The sequence below is a fragment of the Neobacillus sp. WH10 genome, from assembly GCF_030123405.1.
Classification (GTDB): domain Bacteria; phylum Bacillota; class Bacilli; order Bacillales; family Cytobacillaceae; genus Neobacillus.
This window is the reverse complement of sequence record NZ_CP126110.1, coordinates 1385782-1406277: the sequence shown is the minus strand read 5'-3', so window position 1 is coordinate 1406277 and position 20496 is coordinate 1385782. Positions and strand designations below refer to the sequence as shown.

General features: G+C 37.8%; 20 protein-coding genes. 8 read left to right on the top strand and 12 right to left on the bottom strand.

What is annotated here, in order from left to right:
- The first annotated feature begins 60 nt into the window (after positions 1-60).
- Together QNH20_RS06495 and QNH20_RS06490 are read left to right on the top strand one after the other, a co-directional pair.
- Positions 61-4530, top strand: coding sequence for a glutamate synthase-related protein (locus QNH20_RS06495; RefSeq protein ID WP_283923360.1), 4470 nt, complete (start codon positions 61-63; stop codon positions 4528-4530).
- Between the two features lie 311 nt (positions 4531-4841).
- Complete coding sequence (locus tag QNH20_RS06490; RefSeq protein WP_283922097.1) at positions 4842-5918, top strand: FUSC family protein; 1077 nt, start codon at positions 4842-4844, stop codon at positions 5916-5918.
- A 224-nt stretch (positions 5919-6142) separates the two neighbouring features.
- On the opposite strand, the gene QNH20_RS06485 is transcribed toward QNH20_RS06490, so the two are convergent.
- The 5 genes from QNH20_RS06485 to fabL form a co-directional block, all read right to left on the bottom strand.
- Positions 6143-7909 carry an ABC transporter ATP-binding protein gene (locus QNH20_RS06485; RefSeq protein ID WP_283922096.1) on the bottom strand — a complete coding sequence of 589 codons (1767 nt, stop codon included), beginning with the start codon at positions 7907-7909 and terminating at the stop codon, positions 6143-6145.
- 73 nt (positions 7910-7982) lie between these two features.
- Positions 7983-8513: a nucleoside tri-diphosphate phosphatase gene (gene ntdP / locus QNH20_RS06480; protein ID WP_283922095.1), complete on the bottom strand. Its 531-nt coding sequence runs from the start codon at positions 8511-8513 to the stop codon at positions 7983-7985.
- 199 nt (positions 8514-8712) lie between these two features.
- Positions 8713-8970 carry a YgaB family protein gene (locus QNH20_RS06475; protein ID WP_283922094.1) on the bottom strand — a complete coding sequence of 86 codons (258 nt, stop codon included), beginning with the start codon at positions 8968-8970 and terminating at the stop codon, positions 8713-8715.
- A gap of 199 nt (positions 8971-9169) precedes the next feature.
- On the bottom strand, positions 9170-9403 hold the full coding sequence (locus QNH20_RS06470; RefSeq protein WP_283922093.1) for a gamma-type small acid-soluble spore protein: 234 nt from the start codon (positions 9401-9403) through the stop codon (positions 9170-9172).
- A 76-nt stretch (positions 9404-9479) separates the two neighbouring features.
- Positions 9480-10229 carry an enoyl-[acyl-carrier-protein] reductase FabL gene (fabL, locus tag QNH20_RS06465; protein WP_283922092.1) on the bottom strand — a complete coding sequence of 250 codons (750 nt, stop codon included), beginning with the start codon at positions 10227-10229 and terminating at the stop codon, positions 9480-9482.
- A 175-nt stretch (positions 10230-10404) separates the two neighbouring features.
- Between fabL and QNH20_RS06460 the strand changes: the two genes are divergently transcribed.
- Positions 10405-10587, top strand: a complete 183-nt coding sequence (locus tag QNH20_RS06460; RefSeq protein ID WP_283922091.1) for a hypothetical protein — start codon at positions 10405-10407, stop codon at positions 10585-10587.
- Positions 10588-10634: 47 nt separating this feature from the next.
- Here QNH20_RS06460 and mutY read toward each other — a convergent pair whose 3' ends face one another.
- The gene (gene mutY / locus QNH20_RS06455; RefSeq protein WP_283922090.1) at positions 10635-11726 is read right to left on the bottom strand and encodes an A/G-specific adenine glycosylase; all 1092 of its coding nucleotides are present in this window, start codon (positions 11724-11726) and stop codon (positions 10635-10637) included.
- Between the two features lie 224 nt (positions 11727-11950).
- On the opposite strand from mutY, the gene QNH20_RS06450 reads away from it, so the two are divergent.
- Together QNH20_RS06450 and QNH20_RS06445 are read left to right on the top strand one after the other, a co-directional pair.
- Entirely contained in the window at positions 11951-12931 is a 981-nt protein-coding gene (locus QNH20_RS06450; protein ID WP_283922089.1) for a metal-dependent hydrolase, read from the top strand.
- 167 nt (positions 12932-13098) lie between these two features.
- Positions 13099-13275, top strand: coding sequence for a small, acid-soluble spore protein K (locus QNH20_RS06445; protein WP_283922088.1), 177 nt, complete (start codon positions 13099-13101; stop codon positions 13273-13275).
- Positions 13276-13320: 45 nt separating this feature from the next.
- On the opposite strand, the gene QNH20_RS06440 is transcribed toward QNH20_RS06445, so the two are convergent.
- Positions 13321-13644, bottom strand: coding sequence for a YfhH family protein (locus QNH20_RS06440; protein WP_283922087.1), 324 nt, complete (start codon positions 13642-13644; stop codon positions 13321-13323).
- Between the two features lie 230 nt (positions 13645-13874).
- Here QNH20_RS06440 and QNH20_RS06435 point away from each other — a divergent pair, with 230 nt between their 5' ends.
- The gene (locus QNH20_RS06435; protein ID WP_283922086.1) at positions 13875-14552 is read left to right on the top strand and encodes an SDR family NAD(P)-dependent oxidoreductase; all 678 of its coding nucleotides are present in this window, start codon (positions 13875-13877) and stop codon (positions 14550-14552) included.
- A gap of 9 nt (positions 14553-14561) precedes the next feature.
- Here QNH20_RS06435 and recX read toward each other — a convergent pair whose 3' ends face one another.
- Positions 14562-15371: a recombination regulator RecX gene (gene recX, locus QNH20_RS06430; protein WP_283922085.1), complete on the bottom strand. Its 810-nt coding sequence runs from the start codon at positions 15369-15371 to the stop codon at positions 14562-14564.
- Positions 15372-15667: 296 nt separating this feature from the next.
- Between recX and QNH20_RS06425 the strand changes: the two genes are divergently transcribed.
- Together QNH20_RS06425 and QNH20_RS06420 are read left to right on the top strand one after the other, a co-directional pair.
- Positions 15668-15802, top strand: a complete 135-nt coding sequence (locus QNH20_RS06425; RefSeq protein ID WP_283922084.1) for a YfhE family protein — start codon at positions 15668-15670, stop codon at positions 15800-15802.
- 106 nt (positions 15803-15908) lie between these two features.
- A complete protein-coding gene (locus tag QNH20_RS06420) occupies positions 15909-16097 on the top strand; it encodes a YfhD family protein (RefSeq protein ID WP_283922083.1) in 189 nt (62 codons plus the stop codon).
- Between the two features lie 110 nt (positions 16098-16207).
- On the opposite strand, the gene QNH20_RS06415 is transcribed toward QNH20_RS06420, so the two are convergent.
- From QNH20_RS06415 to QNH20_RS06400, 4 genes are all read right to left on the bottom strand, one after another.
- The gene (locus QNH20_RS06415) at positions 16208-16711 is read right to left on the bottom strand and encodes a DoxX family protein (protein WP_283922082.1); all 504 of its coding nucleotides are present in this window, start codon (positions 16709-16711) and stop codon (positions 16208-16210) included.
- A gap of 340 nt (positions 16712-17051) precedes the next feature.
- Positions 17052-17741, bottom strand: coding sequence for a glycosyltransferase family 2 protein (locus QNH20_RS06410; protein ID WP_283922081.1), 690 nt, complete (start codon positions 17739-17741; stop codon positions 17052-17054).
- 19 nt (positions 17742-17760) lie between these two features.
- On the bottom strand, positions 17761-19032 hold the full coding sequence (locus QNH20_RS06405) for a glycosyltransferase family 2 protein (protein WP_283922080.1): 1272 nt from the start codon (positions 19030-19032) through the stop codon (positions 17761-17763).
- A gap of 200 nt (positions 19033-19232) precedes the next feature.
- Entirely contained in the window at positions 19233-20465 is a 1233-nt protein-coding gene (locus QNH20_RS06400) for a homoserine dehydrogenase (protein WP_283922079.1), read from the bottom strand.
- Positions 20466-20496 lie beyond the last annotated feature (31 nt).

Below are 20496 nucleotides of genomic sequence, written 5' to 3'. Positions count from 1 at the left end.
GTCTAACAATTTCATAGGAGGTGAAGCGGCTTTAGCGGTGAACCGATGAAGCCAATCAGAATGACACAAAAATGGACCCCTTCCCAATTTAAGGATTTCCATAGACATGAACACGATGCATGTGGAATAGTCGCTTGCCTTGAAAAAAGCAAAATCCCGACAAGAAAGAATATTTTTAACTGTATTGATGCTCTTGTTACGATGAATCATCGTGCCGGCTTTATTAACGGTGAAGGTGATGGCGTGGGAATCCACATGGATCTTCCAACCGAACTTTGGAAAGAAAAGCTTCTCAAGAGAGGCCTTGACCCGCTGCTTGCTGAAAAAGCAGAATTCTCTGTAGGTCATGTTTTTATCAACCAAAAGGTTAACTGGTCTTCTACCAAACAAGAATTAGTAAAAAAGCTGGAAAAGCATGATTTAAAATTAGTTTTTGATACAAATGATGTCACTGACTCCTCCGCCTTAGGTCCAATCGCCATTCAAGAAAACCCTGTGTTTTGGCAATTTGCTTGTCTTTCAGTAAAAAAAGGCCAAGATTTAACAAAGATTCTTTTCGATACCCTAATTGACTTTGAGAAAAATGAACATGTCCATGTTGCATCACTTAGTCAAAATCATGTTGTCTATAAAGTTATGGGTGCCGGAGATATTCTCCCGCGGTACTATCATGACTTAGCAAATCCACTCATCGCATCAACCATGACATTAGGTCATAATCGTTATTCTACCAATACCCTTTCAAGCTTTTTCCGGGTACAGCCTTTCAGTGTCCTTGGCCATAATGGAGAAATAAATACCATTTCAAAGCTTCGCGATGAAGCAAAAATGATAGGAGTACCGCTTGTAAAAGACGGCAGTGACTCACAGGATTTAAGCCGAACCATAGAAACATTAATTTGCCGTGAAGGATATACATTATTTGAAGCAATGGACCTATTGTTTCCGCCTATTATTAATGAAATCAAAGCCTATCCAGACCACCTGCAAGATTTGTATACGTACCTTCGTGAAGCATGGGGACACTTTGCCCAAGGACCAGCAGGAATTATCTCGCGTTATGGGGATGAAGCTGTATTTAGTGTCGATGCACTTGGTCTCCGCCCGCTTTGGATGCTGGAAACAGAAAGCTCGTATCTCTTTTCCTCAGAACCAGGAATTATTCCTTCAACAGAGTATACAAACGATCCAAAGCCTTTGGCACCTGGTGAAAAAGTTGGTTTCAAGTGGAACGGTGAGAAATTAGAAGTTTACGAGCAAAACCATTATCAAGAAGAAGTATACCAGCGCCTTTCTAATCGGTTAGCTATTGAAGAATCAAGATTACGATTGCAGACACCAGCTCTAGCTAAAACCGTTACGATGAATTATCCTGATAAAATCCATAACGGACAATATAAGGCTTTCGGCTGGGAGCGGGATCATATTCAGTTAATCGAACAAATGGCAGAAAAAGGGGTGGAACCGATTCGTTCCCTTGGGCATGACGCACCACTCGCAGCCCTTAATCCTGAACGCGTGAATATCGCCGATTATATTAAAGAAAGTGTTGCTGTTGTTACCAATCCAGCCATTGACCGTGACAGGGAAACTGAACATTTCTCTACACGAGTGATTATTGGCAAGCGGCCTACTTTATTTTTAAAAGAAAAATCAGAAACGGTTATGGAGCTGACCACACCGCTTCTAATAGAAGGAAAAGCCGGTTTTTCTTGTTCGGAAAGTTCGGGTCAACCAAGCTTCGACCAAATTGTACAGAATTACCAGAAGCAAAAATTAGCAGCATATATTTCCACTACATTCAAAAAGGACGAAAATGTAGATCATGCCTTAGAAAGACTTACTAAGGAAGCCGTTCAGGCTGTTCAAGCTGGGAAAACGTTACTAATTCTTGATGATGCGAAATCCCATCAAGATGATTTCTATTGGATTGATCCTCATCTTGTAACGAGTGTAATCGATCAAGCGTTAGTCAAAGCAGAATTAAGAAGAGATTGCTCTTTGGTATTACGTTCCGCCTCCATTCGCTCGCTCCATGACATTATAACCGTCTTTGGACTTGGAGCAGATCTGATTAGCCCATATTACATGTTTTTAACTGTACTAGATGAATCAGTAGAACCGTTGTTGAACCTTTATAGCGCTTTAACGAAGGGTCTGGAAAAAGTAATCTCGACAATTGGAATCCATGAGCTCCGCGGTTACGGGAGGCTGTTCTCAAGCATTGGATTACATGATGAAATTGCTAATGCTTTAAACATCGTAAACTTTTTTGGTTCAAAAGAAATCGAAACTGATTTTGAAGCGATGAAGCTCGATGCGTTTAAAAGAGCAGAAGATTACCAGAATGACAAAGAAAGAATCGGAAAAACCTTTCACCTCTTCCCGCGCGTTTGGAAGGCAATCGGTGAGGTGGCAGCAACTGGTGACTACAGTGTTTATGGTGATAAAATCTCAGAACAAGAAACGGAAAATCCGACAACAATTCGCCACTTAATTCAGATAAAAAAGAGTGATAAACAACTAGCTCCAAGCGAAGTTGACCTTCGTGTCGGTGACCATGATTTACCGTTTGTTATTTCTTCAATGTCCTTTGGATCGCAAAATGAAACGGCATTTAGGGCCTATGCTGAAGGGGCAGATCGTTTAAATATGATCAGCCTGAATGGAGAAGGCGGCGAAATCAAGGATATGCTAGGTAAATATCCAAAAACGAGAGGACAACAAATTGCATCTGGCCGATTCGGGGTTAATGCTGAACTCTTAAACTCTTCTAATCTGTTAGAAATTAAGATTGGCCAAGGGGCGAAGCCAGGAGAAGGCGGACATTTGCCTGGTTCAAAGGTTACCGCAAAGGTTGCGGAAGCGCGTAATGCAACGCTCGGTTCTGATTTGATTTCACCTTCAAACAACCATGATATCTACTCAATTGAAGATTTAGCACAAATGATCCTTGAATTGAAAACAGCAAACGACCAGGCAAAAATTGCTGTTAAAGTTCCTGTTGTACCGAATATAGGAACAATCGCTGTCGGTATCGCTAAAGCTGGTGCAGACATTATTACTGTAAGCGGTTTTGATGGCGGGACAGGAGCAGCGAGAATTCATGCACTGCAGTATGTCGGATTGCCAGTTGAAATTGGTGTAAAAGCAGCCCATAATGCTCTCTTAGAGAGCGGTCTCCGCCATAAAGTTGAAATTTGGGCTGATGGCGGCATGAAGAGTGCTATGGACGTCATCAAAATTATGCTCCTTGGGGCAAATAGAGTTGGCTTTGGAACATTGTCAATGCTCGCGATTGGCTGCACGACCTGCCGAGGCTGTCATTTGGATACATGCCATGTCGGAATTGCCACCCAAATTGAATCAGAAGCACAAGCAAAGGAGCACGGACTAAGACGTTTTGTTCCGAGACAATTAGATTTAGCAGTTCAAGGGATTATGAATCTTTTTACAGCATTCGGAACAGAATTAAAAGCACTTGCGGCTTCATTGGGTATTAAGAATTTACAAGATGCTGTGGGTCATTCCGAATTATTGGAACAAATAAAAGGTAAGAACCAGCTTAGCCTATCCTACCTGTTAAAACCACTGGAAATTAGTCAATTTGCAAAAGTAAATGCTTCAAAATCAATTGAAGAAGTTCAACTGCAGGTGGCAGCTGGAGCAGAATATCTTGATGCAAGTGTGGAGCAGCTCCATTCCTCCCGCGAATTTGTTAGTGTTACATCAGAACAGCGAGTATTAGGAAGCCGAGTTTCCTGTCACCGTGTCCGCGGAAGACTAGATGGTTCCTATAAACAGCTGGCCCCCGTACAGCTTAAGTATAAGGAAGGTTCCATTCCCGGTAACGGCTTAGGCGCTTATAATAGTGAAGGCATCGAGATCACTGTTAATGGCGGCGGCCAGGACGGTGTCGGAAAAACCTCCTTTGGAGGAAATATTCATGTTCTTAAGTCTAGAGGAAAAAATGGCCGCTACTATAATGGGTCCGTTGGAAAAGGCTTTGGATACGGGGCGCAAAGGGGGCTGCTTATTGCTCAAGGAAATGCAGATGCACGCGCTGGCATTCGCCTTTCTGGTGCTGATTTAATCATCGGTGGTGCTATGAAAAAACCATTACCAGAAAAAGAAGCAGGAAACATTGGTGCCAATGCCAATATTAAAGGCTTCGCATTTGAATATATGACAAACGGACGCGGGTTAGTGTTAGGTGACCCTGGACCGTGGATTTGTGCAGGTATGACCGGTGGTGTCGTTTATGTCCGCCAACAACCAGAAATGGGTCTTACAAAGGATACCATTAAAAAACGGATTGCCAAAGGTGCGAAAGTTTCTATCTTAGATGTAAACGAAAAAGGAAAACAGGATATTAACGAACTTTTAAGTCAATATACAGACCTTCTAGAGCAAAATGGTCAGTTTGATGAAGCAAATCAGCTTCGCGGTCTTTTGACGAACCCGGAAAATCACTTTGTCCAAATTCTTCCTGTAAAAGAACAAGCAGATCCGTCAGTTTCAACAGAATGATATGAACGTCCGCTTTTTTAGCGGACGTTTTTTAATTGTACTGATTAATGTAACAAATTCGAATAAAAATCCATATACTTTCTCTTGATAAAATGGTTTAATCCATGTATAGTACTTATTTGTTCTTGATTGAGTAAAATAAGAACAGCTGAAGAGCGAAGTTATCTCACCGCTGGGCTCCTCTAAAAAGTTAAGCTTTTCCTTCGTGCGAGGAATCGCTCCCAAAGCATATTCTTATGAAGCTGGACAATGCTCAAAGTCGCTTTTTATACTATTAAATAATCATTATTTTTGAAAGGAAACTATTTACAATGAAGTTAGGTGCCCGCATATTAAAAACGGGAATAGCTATAGTTTTATCCCTTTTCTTAGCTCAGTTGCTGCATTCACCTTCCCCGGTATTCGCTGGAATCGCAGCTATTTTTGCGATTCAACCGACCATTTATCGCTCCTATTTGACGATTATTGAACAAATTCAAGGAAATATTATTGGCGCTTTGCTTGCAGTTATTTTCGTACTTCTATTAGGAAATCATATTATTGTTATAGGTTTGGCCGCTATCATTGTTATTATCATCAATCTTAAGCTTAAACTAGATAATACAATTGGACTTTCCCTCGTAACATTAATATCGATTATGGAAACACAAAGTGGGAACTTTATTCAGTTTGCTGGAATCCGTTTCTCGACCATTATGATTGGAGTATTTTCGGCGTTTATTGTCAATCTCGTGTTTTTACCGCCAAGGTATGAAAATAAGCTTTATTTTAAAATCGTTGACACAACAGAAGAAATTATTAAATGGATTCGCTTAAGTACACGCCATGATTATGACCATCAGCTTCTTAAAACAGACATTAAGAAAATTAAAGAAAGTATCAATACAATGGATCAGTTTTATAAAATGCTTAAGGAAGAACGATATTATTTAAAAAGAAATCTTCCGGAAAAATCGAGGAAACTTGTTATTTATCGCCAATTAAACTTAACGGCAAAAAAAGCACTTGATACGTTAAAAAGACTGCATCGGTATGAAAACGAGCTGCTTCATATCCCTGAACAGTTTAAGCAATCGATTCAGGAACAGGTAGATAGCCTTATTTACCATCATGAACAAGTCTTACTTAGATTCATTGGAAAAATCCCAACTCCGCCTCCATATCATGAGGATAATGAATACTTAAATAAACAGGAACTATTTGACTTCTTTTTAGCACATCAAAGAGAATATTCCGACCAAAATAATTCACATCTGTATCATACGATGCAAATCATCGCATCCATTATTGATTATGGTGAACAGGTAGAACATCTTGATACACTTATAACAAGCTTTCATTCCTATCATCACAATGAAATATCGATTGAAGAAAATGGTCATGAATAAAATACGAAAAGCGAAAGCGTCCGTTTAGCGGTGTATGGATTAGAGCACTTTAACTGATCAGAGGGAAAAGGGCGACGTTGTCTCGCTGCTCCGGTGCTTCTCGAAAAAGCTACAGCATTTCCTTCGTGTGAGGTATCTCTTCCGAAGTTTATTCATATGGTGCTGGGTACTTCTCAAAGTCCAATGATATAAAATTCTAATGTTATTAAAGACCCCGATGCGGATTACTCTGCATCGGGGTTTTTGCTTTCAAGCTGCTGCACCTGAAATAAATTATAATAATTTCCTCGCTTGGCCATTAGTTCCTCGTGTGTCCCGATTTCCACGATTTTGCCGTGCTCAATCAAGACAATCCGATTGGCGTGTGTGATGGTCGACAACCGGTGAGCTACAATAAAGGTGGTTCGATCCTTTGCCAGCTCCTCAAGTGATTCTTGGATCAAATGCTCGCTTTCTAAATCCAGTGCCGACGTTGCCTCATCAAGAATTAATATCGGAGGATTTTTTAAGAATACCCTGGCAATCGCAATACGTTGTTTCTGGCCTCCAGAAAGCTTCACACCTCTTTCACCGACCTTAGTGTTGTAACCATCTGAGAGGTTAAGGATAAATTCATGAGCATTTGCCGCTTTAGCGGCATGATATACTTCTTCATCGGTGGACCCGGGGCTTCCTAATAAAATATTGTCCATGACTGATTCGCTAAATAAGATATTATCTTGAAAAACCACACCTATTTTATCTCTTAGAGTTTGAACCTTAAATTGACGGATATCCACCCCGTCTAATGTGATTCTTCCCTTTGTTACATCATAAAACCGGGGAATCAAACTGACAAGGGTAGATTTTCCACCACCGCTCATCCCGACTAATGCAATCGTTTCTCCTCTTTTTACATCTAAATTAATCTCTTTTAATACCATTTCATGTTCGGTTTCATAAGAAAACGAAACATTTTCAAAAGAAATATCACCCTTCACATCATTGCACACTAATGCTTTAGGGTCATCAATAATGTCATATTTCTCATCTAAAAATTCAAATACCCGATCCATTGAAGCAAATGATTGCGTGATAGTTGTGGCTGAATTCACCAGCCTTCTTAAAGGATTATATAGTTTATCGATATAAGCAAAAAACGCAACCATTGTACCTAGTGACAATTGATCCTGAATGACAAGATAAGCAGAGTAACCTATGACAATTAAAGGAGCAATATCTGTAATCGTATTAACTGCAGCAAACGACTTAGCATTCCAGCTCGTATGTGTTATTGCTTTTTCTAAAAAGTTTTTATTTTGTTTATCAAACTGTGTTTGTTCATATTCTTCAATGGCAAAACTCTTGATAACTGGCATTCCCTGTACACGCTCATGCAAATAGCTCTGTACCTCGGCGAGGGCTTGCGAACGCTTCCGTGTTAGATTACGAAGGTTACCAAAAAAGTATCTTACAGAAAAGGCGTAAAAAGGGAACAATAAAATTGATGCAACTGTTAATTTAACATTCATATAAAACATAAGAATAATTGCAATGGCAATGGTTGCAATATCAAGCCAAAGGTTCATTAATCCTGATATAACAAATGTTTTTGTTTGCTCCACATCATTAATTACACGAGAAATAATTTCCCCGGCTCGGTTATTTGAAAAATACTTGAAGCTTAACTTTTGAATATGGTTGTACATTGTATCGCGAATATCGTATAAGATTTTACTAGATGTCCATTGGGCAAAATATTGGCGGTAATATTCTATTGGCGGTCTAAGGATGACAAAAACGAAAATCATTACACCCATTATGAGCATTAGTTTATTAATTTTCTCATCATGGGATAAGGTATGATTTCCAACAATATCATCAACCACATACTTAATCAGCATGGGAATGATTAGCGGGATAGAAAATTTAATAATTCCTATGATGACCGTCCCAATAATCTGCAGACGATACGGTTTCACAAATTGAAGGTACCTACGAATGCTGCTCAAGTTAGTCCCCCTTTCATTTTTATAAAAAATAACAAAACCTGTTGATTAGAAATCAACAGGCATATACAGCCATCTAACGTCTGTATGTTAAATAACGTTCATACCAAGTATCAATAAAATCTGGTGCAAACGGGCCATTCCGTTGCCGAATCCATTGGATCAATTTTTCCACATTTCTTTTTAAAATTTGATCAATCACATCTGGATAATTCATTTCACGGCGATGGCGTTCATACTCATCTTCGTCTAGTAAATTAAAGGTCATATCAGGATAAACCTTAATATCAAGGTCATAATCAATGTACTTTAGTGCTTCACCGTCAAAAATAAACGGTGAACTAAGATTACAGTAATAATAAATGCCGTCTTCACGAATCATTCCAATTACATTAAACCAGTATTGTGAGTGGAAGTAGCAAATTGCTGGTTCCCTCGTAATCCATGTTCTTCCATCTGATTCTGTAACAAGTGTACGGTCATTTCCACCAATCACCAAATTCTGCGACCCTTTTAAAACAGTTGTTTCTTCCCAGACGCGATGGATGTGCCCATTGTGCTTATAGCTATGTATTTGCATTGGTTCACCTTCGATGGGTACGCCCATGTTCTCCCCTACCTTCATTCCTGAACGCTTTGCAACCTATTCTAAAAACCATAATAATTAACGAAAAGAGGTAACAAAGTAAAATTCCTATTTTTTATTATTATAACGGTTACGAACAGAATTTAAAACAAAAGAGCCACAATTCAGGTGGCTCTTTGTAAAAATTTGCGAATTTTTTTCAGCACTTTTAGTTCTAAAACTACATAGAAGCTGTAAAGTTCATTTCTCGATAGGAATTAATGACCTCATCTGTCTGCTTCTCAAAAATTAATTGAATCTCTTTTAGCTCTTTTTTCATCAGTTGAATGTCATTTTGAATACTATCAAGGTCTGTGGAATTTTGTAAAGATTTAAGCTCTTCTTCGATTTGTTGACAACGCTCAAGCTCAGTTTGAAGGTACAGTAATTTTTCCATTGTCGCCATTTGTTCGGAAACTAATCGGTTAAACTGATCCATTTCCCTCACCGCCTTATTTTTAAGCTACTATATGTATTCTTTAGCAACTACTTTTTTCCTTTGACTACTTCTGTAAACTTAAAGGAAGTTTTGTCGAAATATGATAAGCACGTTTCATTGGCGTAACGTATAGACAGGAGATCGACATAGGAAGAAGGCACTCTTTAACGAAAAAGAGCGCCTCCCTTGTTAAGTATGATTAACTTTGACCAAATTGACCTGCGTTTTGGTTCTTTTTAGCTTCTGCGGCTTGGTTTTGCTGCTTTACTTCTTGTGCATTTGTTTCGCTCGCAAATTCAGTACCAAATTGACCAGCAGCACCTGCACTTGCACTTGCACCTGCTCCAGAACTTGATTGAGCATTTTGTTGTCTTACTTCCTGGATGTTAGTTCCAGCAGAAGTTTTGTTTGGCTGTTGATTGAAGTTTGCCATTGTTATCACCTCCACGAATATAATTTAACCAAGCTCCGTGGAGATTATCCCAAAAAAATCATTATTTAAAAATAACTTATACGAGTAATGAAATTCCTCCATCAACAATGATGGTTTGTCCCCTGATCATGCTCGATTCATCAGATAAAAGGAACATGACGCTATTAACCATATCGTCAATTTCAACCATTCTTCCTGCTGGCGTTTTTTCTTTTGCTTCTTGAAGGAGTTCTTCTCGATTAGGAAAATGCTTTAATGCTTCGGTATCCACTGCACCACCTGAAACAGCATTAACAATAATATTTTTAGGTGCCAATTCAACTGCTAAATATCGTGTTAATGCTTCTAGAGCTGCTTTTGATACACCCACTACTGTATAATTTTCCAAATAACGAATGGACCCAAGGGAACTGATGCTGACAATTTTCCCGCCACCGTTTCTTTCCATCAATTTCGCTGCTTCTTGGGCGCAAAATAACAGAGCTTTACTATTAATATTTAAAGTCCAATCCCAATGTGACTCTTCAAGCTCCATAACAGGGCGCTGTACCCCTGAGGCGGCATTATTAACAAATACATCTAAACGACCAAATTCTTGTTCAATTTGAGCAAACATGTCTTTAATTTTAGCTACATCACCCACATTGGCTTTTACAATTAAGACCTTTCTGCCTAGTGCTTCAATTTGTTCAGCAACCTCAAGGGCAGACTTTTTACTTCTTGCATAATTTATGACAATATCATATCCTGCTTCGGCTAATCGAAGTGCTGTTGCTTTACCAATCCCTCTGCTGCTTCCAGTAATTAGTGCTACTTTTTGTGTCATATTCCCATTTCCCTTCTTCAGAGTTCATTATTAATTCATTAATCTTTGATTACTTTCTTGCTACTGTGCCTAGCGGCTGCATCCGCTTTTCTATCCATTTTATCTTTTCTAGGTATAGAAGACAATTAATATAAGACACTAAAGGCAAATAACAAATCGGAGGTAGGTGTAATATATGTATGGCGGCCGTGATATGACAGAGCTTTCCATGTTGGCGAAATCTGATTGGCAGGACAACGAGCTTGCCTTTTTTCATCATTCCTTGCAGCAAATTGCTCCCTATTTAAATAGTGAGGGGCAGACAATCCATCGAGAAATAATTGAGGAAATTGAAAACCGCGGTGGGATAAAGCGATAAAGCATATTATGAAAATTGACCGCTGCAATTAAGCGGCGGTCTAGCTTTTAATGACTTTGATAAAGTTTAAACATTTTTTGATATGGGACAGGGAAAGCATATGCTTTCATTTCTTCAATAGAAACAAGCTTCCACTCATCTGTTTCCTGAAATTTAGCGTTAATTATCCCAGTGTATACATTAATATTCCAAACTAAATGTGAAAACACATGATCAATTTGACCGATAATCTGATCAAGATTTATTTCTAGATTAAGGGTTTCTTTAAAAAGGGGAACAACCTGCTCTCGATCATTTTGCATTGGATGATGGAGCTCAATATTGGGGAATTCCCATAAATTCGCGAGCAGCCCATTTGCGGGCCGCTTATGAATGACTATTTTTCCCGTTTTATCCGTTAAAATTACTGCAGCTAGTTGAACCTCACGGGATTTCGTTTTTTTCGTTTTTATTGGCAGCTCATGCTGTACCCCTTCAAAAAAAGCATGGCAATGATCGCGCACGGGACATAATAAGCAAGAAGGGGAAGTTGGTGTGCAAATTAGCGCACCCAATTCCATTAATGCCTGATTAAATGAGGATGGATCTTCATGTGAGATTAATTCACGAACAGCTTTTTCAAAAACCTTCCGTGACGAAGGTTTGGCAATATCTTCCCAAATGGAAAGAATTCGTGATAATACTCTCATCACATTTCCATCTACAGCAGGCTCTGGGATTCCGTAGGCAATACTTAAAATGGCACCAGCTGTATAAGGACCAACCCCTTTAAGTTCGCCAATCTCCTTTGGAGAATTTGGCACTTCCCCGTTGTATTTCTCCTTTACTTCCTTAACAGCAGATTGGAGGTTTCTTACCCTTGAATAATATCCAAGACCTTCCCATGCCTTAAGTACTTTATCTTCGTCAGCTTCAGCCAAATCATTGATCGTTGGGAACCAGTCAATAAATCGATTAAAATAAGGAATGACCGTATCTACTCTTGTTTGCTGCAGCATTATTTCAGAGACCCATACCTTATATGGATCCTGGTCTTTGCGCCATGGCAAGTCACGCTGTTCATTTTTAAACCAGGAAATTAAATCATTTTGAAATGCATTTATATTGATTTTTTCTGAAATTTCTTGTTCAATTAACATGACTTTTGTTCCTCCATTTTGTTAAACAATTAGATAAAAAGGAAATATAATAAGAAAGGCGGAAGTGACCTTATTGCGAGTTAGCACTTCTGAAGCTTATTCTTATGGAGTCGGACATTATTCAAAGTTCTTGTTTAATTTCCGATTTTATTATAAGACATTTTCGTTTTACGATAATCCAATTTGTTTATTTTGACAAGAATTTATTGAAGGAGGATTTCCTTTTGGATACTGGAACTCATGTTGTAATGGGCATTGCCCTTGGGGGTCTTGCAACTTTAGATCCATCTGTCGCCTCAAGCCATGCTACTACAACTAGTGTGTTAATTGCCACAATTGCCGGTTCGCAAATACCAGATATTGACACTGTATTAAAACTAAGAAATAATGCTATTTACATTCGTAATCATCGTGGGGTTACCCATTCCATACCAGCTGTGTTATTATGGCCACTCGTCATTTCAGCAGTCGTTTATCTTTTTTTTCCAGACGCCAATTTGTTGCATTTATGGGCTTGGACATTTGCAGCTGTGTTCATACATGTATTTGTCGATATCTTTAATGCCTATGGTACTCAAGCGCTTAGACCTTTTTCATCGAAGTGGGTTGCTCTTGGCGTCATAAATACGTTTGATCCCATTATTTTCGGAATTCATATCCTTGGGATTTTTATTTGGATTTTAGGTGCAAATCCAGGCATTACCTTTTTACTAATGTATGCCGTAATAATCGCTTACTACATCTGGCGCTATCAAGCTAAGAAAAGAGTTTTGGTTGGGGTAAGAGCCATCATCCCCGATGCCACTGAAATCATTGTTGCACCTACAATGAAACTTCATCAATGGAGAATTGCTGCCATGAATAAAAAGCAATTTTTTGTAGGGAGAGCAGTTAAGGATAAGGTGGAAATCCTAGACCGATTTAACCGTGTACCGGTACCAAAAACACCTGTAATCGAAGCAGCCAAAAAGGACAAGAATCTTTCAGCGTTTTTATCATTTTCTCCGGTTTACCGTTGGGAAGTCGATGAATACAAAGATTTTTACGAAGTCCGGTTTATTGATTTACGCTACCGTAGTAATGGACACTACCCGTTTGTAGCGGTTGTTCAATTAGATTGTGATTTAAATCCAATCAGTTCTTATACGGGTTGGGTGTTTAGCGAAAAGAAATTACGGAAAAAGTTAAGTATTATTCCCAGTTAAAAGCGGTGATTTGTGTCACTCGCTTTTTTTTGGGGCTAATCGATGAGTTTTGTTTCCATTTTCTTTTAACATATCCCTAATAAAAAGCGTGAATACTAAGAGAACGTGGTAAGCATTGAGAATAATTGCTTTTCACGTTTTTCTCATTCCCTACAAGGAGGTATAGCATGAGAAATAAAGAAACGAAATTCCCTAATCAAAATAATAACAAACTCGAGGGAGAGCCAAGAGCGAAAGCAGAATATGCTTCACAAAGAGCCAATGGGACAATTAATACTCATCCACAAGAGCGAATGCGCGCTTCTGGGGAGCGCGATGATGAATCTCCGCAAGTATGGAAGTAAGATTAAAAAAAGACAAACCAGAGATTCATTTCTCTGGTTTGTCCGTTATTTTAGGCACTTTAACATGGAAATAGGAAGAGCCTCTTCTTTTCCATCCCTATTTAGTCGATAGCCCCAGGCAAAAACGCCATTCAGATAATCAATTTTAAAATATTGGCCAGGATCCCCTTCGATTTCATAAATTTCCCCAGGTTTATATGAGTCAGGATTTGCTAGGTAAGCCCTTGCCATTTGTACCTTTCTTTCAAGGACAGCAAACTCATTTACCATTCCTAATTGCTCCGCTTTTCGGGCCTTTTCTTGAAGGGTCGCAATTTCTTGCCTTAATTCATGTTCTGACATTACACTGTAGCGTTTCTCCTGGTGCATAACATTCACTCCCATTTACCTTTTTATTTTAGTATAGTAATATTTGTGTAATTAATAAAGTGAAACTTCAATTAGTGGAAACACAAGCAAGGAACGCCCCATTGATTGTTAGTCTCATTCCAAGCAGTTGATCCCCACTTTAGCTTCATACTTAAGCCAATAATTGATGTGGGGTCTTTAAGCCCGTTAATACGGGAAAAAGGTATAATTTAAGTGAAGGAGCATGATCAATGAAAACAATCATTATTACTGGAGCCGGTTCGGGTTTAGGAAAAGAATTAGCTTTTCTTTTTTCACAAAAAGGCTATAACCTCATATTAACTGGGAGAACAAGTGAAAAATTAATTGCGGTAAAACAGGAAATTGAAACGGCTGGAGGAACGGCCGATATACTTCCCTTAGATATCCGAAACAATGAGGATGTAGTAAATAAAATAAAGGAAATAAGCAGTACATACGAAATTTATGGTTTGGTCAATAACGCAGGAATTGGACATTTTGGTCCATTTACGAATATAAATGAGCAGCAAATTAGCGAAATATTAGAAACAAATGTTTCTGGAACCATCTTAATGACAAAGGCCATCTTACCCGTTCTAGAGCAGAATGGCGAAGGTCAAATTATGAATATAATCTCCACTGCCGGTTTACGTGGAAAAGCGAATGAGGCTGTGTATGTTGCAAGCAAATTTGCTGTCAGGGGATTTACAGAAAGCCTGCAAAAAGAATATGAGGGCAGTGGTATAAAGTTTAATGCGGTATATATGGGCGGTATGAACACCCCATTCTGGGACGAAAGCGACCATATTAAAGACAAATCACGGCTAAGGTCAGCAAAAGAAATTGCAGAAATCATTATGGATCAATTGGACCGTGATTCAATTATTATTGAAAATAAAAACTCATGACGCTTTTTGTCATGAGTTTTCTATTTCCGTGAGGAACCGTTCTATTAGATCTATTGAAAACCCTTTCCTATATAAAGCTTGTTTCATCTTTTGTTGATATTCATATCCATTTAATTGAGAAAGTCTCCGATGTGCCTTTTCACCTTGAAATCTGATAGCGTCCATTTCCTCATCAGCCTCTTTTGGCACTTCAGTTTCATTCATAGCAATAGTAATGACTTCAAAAGAATATCCTTTTCTAAGCAGTACATTCTCCAGTTTTTGCTTTTGGACTTTAATTGATTCCTTAGTATGCTTTTGAAAAAACTTTTCGCATATCTTAGCTACTTTTTCTATTTGTTGCTCTAAAGGTAATTCTTCAAGCGCGTGTAAGAGGATTTTCTCATCAATTCCTTTTTCCTTTAATTCCATTTTGATTACAGCAGGGCCTTTATCAGTTGTATTAGCTTGTGTCCTTACGTAGGCAAAGGCATATTCCTCGTCATTAATGTATTTTTGAGCGATCAATTTATGTATAACTTCTTCGATAATAGGTTCGTCCATTTCTTTTTTAACAAGATAATCCTTTATCTCTTTTTCAGATCTCATTCTTCTAGCTAAATAGTTGACGGCTAGATTGTACGCTTTGCGAATGTCATCTTGATATTGAATTTCCAAGAAAGAAAAATCATCTAGCTCCATACCTTTTTTTAATTGAAATTTAATTAATACATCGCTGTCGACACTAAAAGCAAATTCTTCACCCTTGCCATGATCCATAAACACATTAAAACGATCTTGATTTTTCTGCTGCGTGGTGATTTTTGTAATAATGGCCATTTCATTCACCTCAAAATTACTTTACCATATTCTTTGTAGTAAGCACGATTAAAAAAAGCATGAAAAATATATTTTCCTCATATTAGTATCTTTCCGTTCCTAAAAGGTAAAAATGGAAATAAGTATTAAAGAAAACTCGCCGATTGGCAAGTCCTAAAGGGTGAAGACAGAGGCGTAATTGCACTTATGTGTTCAAAAATTATGAAATAAATTTTGATTAGCAATAAAGTGCATTTTATTTTTTACCACTTAGCTTGATGACGATTGACTAAAAAATGTTGAAAGGAATGAGCAAAATGGCAGAAAAGAAGAAAAAAGACAAGGATAGAGGAAAATACACCTTATCAAGTATGCAGGAAGTATCCTATCAGCGGGAATTTAAAATGGCGGATCGTGCTGGCGGCTTTAGTGACAGAAAAACGAAGCTTTAATTTAGTTTAAATATTTTTCCATTAATGAACCTCTTTCTACTTGTAAAAGCTAGTAATGGGAGCATTTGAGCTCCTTATCGTTTTTACAAATGAAAGGGGTTTTCTAATGGGTCGTTCACGTGGACATAAAAGTCGTGATAAAAATAAAGGGTCACTTCCACAAGTGCCGAAAAACATGAAGTCAGATGGAATCGATGTAGAGTATTCGCAAGAATTAGCTGACAACGCAGACCTTGAAGCACAAGCACGTGCAAATGCTGCTAACCAACGTGTAAAAAATCGCAAAAGATCGTAAATCTTTGTTAGATAAAAAAAGAGAAGCAGGTTTACCCTGCTTCTAAAGCTTTATAAAGGGGGAAATAGTTTCCCACGAGCTCTTAAGAGAGGTTAAGCAATTAAAACTCGTTAATGCTGTTGATTAATTTTGACGCCTTTGACATGACCTTTTTTGAAATAGCCTTTGATGAATGGTACTGCATAACGATCAAATCCGAAAAGGTAAGCTCCAGTTCCTGTGAATAACAGGATCATTGCAACTGTATAAAGAATTGGGTTTGTGCTAGTTGTTCCTGCAAGCATGAAGTTTAAGTTCATAAAGGCACCTGCAATTAATGCTGGGATTGTAGCTAAACCAATGATTAATCCTAGACCAACAAGTAATTCTCCCCAAGGAATTAAAACGTTAAATATATGAACATTTGGGATTGCAAATTGTTGTAAGAAGTCTGCGTACCAGCCTTGTACTGCTGGATGATCTCCTGTAGCATTTGCTAGTGCTCCTTTTAAGAACCCACCTGCATCAAATCCACCTGTTAATTTATGATAACCTGCTTCAAACCATTGTAATCCAAGCCAAACTCTTAATATTGTCCAAACTACAGCTGCTTGAGGAGTTTTATACCATCTCATCACAATCATCTCCTATTAAATTTGTGAATAATTTCACAAATAAATTTAAAATAATTCCTTTTCCCCTTTTCGACTAGGGGGTGATCAGCTAGCTGTTTCTTGTAGCAGAAGTTTGTGAATTGTTTCACTATCTTCTCTACACTTATAATATACTCTCCTTCTATAATAATGACAATGGGTTTCACAGTTTTTTAACATATTAATATTAGAAATCTGAATAGAATGTGAACTTATTACGTTGCTTATATTAGAAATATGTAAAGACGGCATTTAAATAATGGATGCCGTATCTTTTTAGTCTAGTTTACCCACTGATAACACGCTAATAGGGACCTCCTATTTATTCGGTTCTATTTTTTGACACTATCGATTGATAATCATCCGTATAAGCAATTAAATCGCCCCACTCCATCAAATCTTCATCAGAGATCTTCCAGGTGTGATTTTCTGAGCCCTTGCGAATGGCAGCAAAATGGTTAGGATCAGTAGAATAAACTTGATAACCTTCCTTTTTACATTGATCAATAAAAAAGTTTTCCTCTCCTCGATTTACCTTTTCAAAGCGAACATTATAAAATATCTCTTTTTTAAACAGTAAAGTCGCACCGGCAACAGTGTCCGAAATTGCATTTTCAGTACCTGGGACATGAATCAATGCTTTTTTATTTTTAAAATAAATATAGTAAGAGCTTTTTCCGACAATCGAAACATTTTTATTTTTAAAAACTTCCATTGAACTAGTAATATATTCTGGCCCGTAATAGTCATCGTCATCAATTTTCGCTATATAGTCATATCTTGAGTTCATTACCCCAAAATTTAAGCAGTCACCTAAGGTAGCTTTTTCATGCAGTTGAAATACCTTTACATTTGGATACTTCTTTGCCTTTTTAATCCATCGGTCAATATCCATCGAATCTTTATTCAATATAATAATTAACTCTTTATCCTTCCAGGTTTGCTGTTGATAATTCTTGAAAACATTATCAATACTCTCTTCTCTTATCGTACACGTTATGATAGAAACCACTTTTTTACTCCTTCTATGGTTATGAATTTATGACTTGTTTTAAAAAGCTTGTTATATTAGGATAGTCGCTTAGACTTTTTATATCATTAAGAAGCTCTTTTCGATCCTTTGAGCTAAAGCCTGCAGCCCCTAATATATTGAAATGCTGGATATCAACTTGGAGCATTAGGATGATTGTTTCAAGTATGAGGATGAATTTTTCTTGGAACTTTTGAAATTGCTTAGACCTTGATTGTCTAAGTAATTTATATTCCCTTAAGAGTTTATTCATCGTTAATATATCTGTAATTCCTGAAAGCTCTAATCCTAGAATAAGTACATCGACATCATGATGTTTTATTGTAAAAAGGCCGAAGTTCCCAATTGCCTCTCTCCATTTTCTTTCTTCAACCGGATGCTCCTGATGGTAAGTGATTAATTTTTTACTGACAATACATTGTACACCCATTTTGTATAAACGGTATCCTAATTCCCAATCTTCATAACCGTAATGGAAAAACTCTTCATCAAACCCCCCTGCCTTTACAATCAATTCTTTCCGTATTGAGACATTCCCAGTAAGAAAGGCCATCCATGGAAACGCAAACCCTTTTAAATCTGCTCTGAAATTTCTTACGATCTGCCGAAACCATGGGAATGAATGAAATACTAAATCCTTGTAGGTTTTTCTTGCAATATCGTTTTTTTCTACTAATGGATATGGTTCATCAAGAGGATCTTTACAATCTTGCAATCTGGTATATATATCTTGATTATTTTTTGTTAAATTTGCGATTGTGTCTTTTCTATGCTCGGAGAAGTTTGGGAAAACACATGTATATAGTGCTTTAGAATGCATAACCCCTGACAGAATCACATTTTTTTTGGATTGGTGATACTTATAGTGATTTTCAACAAAATCACTATCTGTGATCATTTCCGCATCTAGAAAGATCAGAAGGCTTCCCCTTGCAGAACGAATGCCTAAATTTCTGGCCTTCGCTCTTCCAATCTTCTGTTTTTTGTGGATATATTTGAAATGGTATGGAGGAGAATAGCCTTTAAGTTTTTCATCGGTTTGGTCTGTAGAGGCATCATTAATAAATATTACTTCCATTTTTGTAGGATTAAAGTTTTGGTATTCAAGTGAATAGAGGGTAAAAATATTTAGTGGGTATTTATTTTGCGATGAAATAATGATACTGACTTTAATATCTTGGTTGTTTGTATTTTTTGGACCTGCGCTAGTACTTGTTTGGGGAGTTTGCTTCTTCTCTTTTTGTAAACTTTCATTTTTTGTATTTTCTGACATAGCGCACCCCTTCATTTTTGTTTTTGTAACCAGTCCTATTGGTCGAGCTTATACACAATATGATTACCATCTGTTTTTGACTAAACTTAAGCCTAGTTTTGTTGGTAACGTTCACTTTTTTTCATAAAGGTATAAAAAAGGATTTAATGAAAGAAATAAAAAAAGAGCCTGAGCTCTTTTAAGTATATTTGCCTCTTTTTCTATAATGCTGTTATTGTTGTGGGTTGATGTACTGGTGCATATTCTCCAAGGATTGGATAATAAACAAGTGCCGCTTCTAGCTTTGCTAGTTGCTCAACATCTTTTTTTGCCGCCATAATGATGAATGTCTCTTCTGCTACATGTTCGATCTTAGTAATCGATGAGCTCGTCTGTATATTGCTTAGTCCGTGAACTAACCATATTTCCTTTATTTGACCTTTTTTAAGAATTGTTGCAGTATCTCCCGCAGATGAGACACTTCTTTTTGCAGGAGGGTTTTGACACACATAGACCAAGTCCTCGATAATGGCACTTGCTGTCGGAAACATTCCAGCTCCTGGTCCTTGAAGTGTGATGGCGCCAACAATATCTGAGTGGACATTGATAGCATTCTGCACCCCTTCTACATGATAAAAAGGATGCTCCGTTCCGACAAGAGCTGGCTTAACAGTTGCTTTAATCTGATTGCCTAACCTGCTTATACAGGCAATATGTTTAAACCTTAATCCTAATGTTTCTGCTGTTTCAATCAATTCACTTGTTATAGCAGTAATCCCTTTACGTTCAACATCACGCCAATTTGGTTCTTCCCCAAAGGCAATTCTGCTAAGGATCATCGTTTTATAAAAAGCGTCAAAGCCCTCGACATCATTTGTTGGGTCAGCTTCAGCAAAGCCGTTTTCTTGTGCTAATTGTAGGGCTTGGGCAAATGACTGCTTCTTCTCGCGCATTTCGGTCAGGATGAAATTCGAAGTACCATTTAGGATTCCTTGAACCTTTTGGACGCGATTGATGTTCAATAATTGTCTAAGTGTTTGAATCACAGGAATTCCTCCTGCTACTGTTGCTTCAAAACCAACTGAAACATTATTTTTTTCCGCCAGATCGAGCAGCTCTTTTCCGTGATGGGCAAACATTTCTTTATTCGCCGTAATAATGTGACATCCCCGCTCGATTGCTTTTTTCAAAAATGAGAAGGTAGGCTCTTTGTCGACGATGGCTTCGACAACAATATCAAGCTGTGGCAGACTTAGAACGTCTGCAAATTCTGTAGTAATAAGAACATCCTCACTAATGTTTCTTTCCTTCTGTTTGTTCTTGATCAGGACAGCAGCAACCTCAACCTTTTTACCCAATGACGCTGTTAACTCCTCAGCATGTGATTGAATCGTCCGATAAACACCCTCCCCAACAGTTCCAAACCCTAGGATTGCCACTTTTATTACAGTCATGTTCATCCACCCCTTCAATTTATTATGAATT

Excerpts from the sequence above, each read along its gene's own strand:
- QNH20_RS06495 (WP_283923360.1), top strand. The coding sequence starts at position 61 with ATGACACAAAAATGGACCCCTTCCCAATTTAAGGATTTCCATAGACAT.
- QNH20_RS06490 (WP_283922097.1), top strand. The coding sequence starts at position 4,842 with ATGAAGTTAGGTGCCCGCATATTAAAAACGGGAATAGCTATAGTTTTA.
- ntdP (WP_283922095.1), bottom strand. The coding sequence starts at position 8,513 with ATGGGCGTACCCATCGAAGGTGAACCAATGCAAATACATAGCTATAAG.
- QNH20_RS06475 (WP_283922094.1), bottom strand. The coding sequence starts at position 8,970 with ATGGATCAGTTTAACCGATTAGTTTCCGAACAAATGGCGACAATGGAA.
- QNH20_RS06470 (WP_283922093.1), bottom strand. The coding sequence starts at position 9,403 with ATGGCAAACTTCAATCAACAGCCAAACAAAACTTCTGCTGGAACTAAC.
- fabL (WP_283922092.1), bottom strand. The coding sequence starts at position 10,229 with ATGACACAAAAAGTAGCACTAATTACTGGAAGCAGCAGAGGGATTGGT.
- QNH20_RS06460 (WP_283922091.1), top strand. The coding sequence starts at position 10,405 with ATGTATGGCGGCCGTGATATGACAGAGCTTTCCATGTTGGCGAAATCT.
- mutY (WP_283922090.1), bottom strand. The coding sequence starts at position 11,726 with ATGTTAATTGAACAAGAAATTTCAGAAAAAATCAATATAAATGCATTT.
- QNH20_RS06445 (WP_283922088.1), top strand. The coding sequence starts at position 13,099 with ATGAGAAATAAAGAAACGAAATTCCCTAATCAAAATAATAACAAACTC.
- QNH20_RS06440 (WP_283922087.1), bottom strand. The coding sequence starts at position 13,644 with ATGCACCAGGAGAAACGCTACAGTGTAATGTCAGAACATGAATTAAGG.
- QNH20_RS06435 (WP_283922086.1), top strand. The coding sequence starts at position 13,875 with ATGAAAACAATCATTATTACTGGAGCCGGTTCGGGTTTAGGAAAAGAA.
- recX (WP_283922085.1), bottom strand. The coding sequence starts at position 15,371 with ATGGCCATTATTACAAAAATCACCACGCAGCAGAAAAATCAAGATCGT.
- QNH20_RS06425 (WP_283922084.1), top strand. The coding sequence starts at position 15,668 with ATGGCAGAAAAGAAGAAAAAAGACAAGGATAGAGGAAAATACACCTTA.
- QNH20_RS06420 (WP_283922083.1), top strand. The coding sequence starts at position 15,909 with ATGGGTCGTTCACGTGGACATAAAAGTCGTGATAAAAATAAAGGGTCA.
- QNH20_RS06415 (WP_283922082.1), bottom strand. The coding sequence starts at position 16,711 with ATGAGATGGTATAAAACTCCTCAAGCAGCTGTAGTTTGGACAATATTA.
- QNH20_RS06405 (WP_283922080.1), bottom strand. The coding sequence starts at position 19,032 with ATGTCAGAAAATACAAAAAATGAAAGTTTACAAAAAGAGAAGAAGCAA.
- QNH20_RS06400 (WP_283922079.1), bottom strand. The coding sequence starts at position 20,465 with ATGACTGTAATAAAAGTGGCAATCCTAGGGTTTGGAACTGTTGGGGAG.